Genomic DNA, 263 nt, shown 5'->3' with positions numbered 1-263 from the left:
CGTCGATGCCCCGACGCGGATCGCTCCGGTCCTCATTCCACTGGAGCGTCGCTGATGCCTGACGACAGGTCCTATGCGCAGAAAACTCAGGATCGCCGCATGGAGCGGTCGCTCGCGGATTCCGCAGCGCACGCCAAGGAGACATCGAAGGGCGTCGCGACGGTGCTGAGGCTCACCGAGGCGCAGGTTCAGTTGACTGCCGCTCAGCTCGGGTTGGCCGAAAGCGCGCGCAAGGACGCCGAGAAAGCTCAGCGCTTCACGAC

At 65.4% G+C, this 263-nt stretch carries 1 protein-coding gene; it reads left to right on the top strand.

The annotated features are described in order from the left end of the window. Positions 1 to 54: 54 nt before the first annotated feature. A partial coding sequence (locus tag R0J87_RS21575; RefSeq protein WP_498888857.1) for a hypothetical protein occupies positions 55 to 263 on the top strand: 209 nt, incomplete at its 3' end.

It is taken from the genome of Halomonas sp. SIMBA_159 (assembly GCF_046536035.1).
In the GTDB taxonomy this organism is placed as follows: Bacteria; Pseudomonadota; Gammaproteobacteria; order Pseudomonadales; family Halomonadaceae; genus Vreelandella; species Vreelandella venusta_A.
This window is presented reverse-complemented; position numbering and strand designations above follow the sequence as displayed.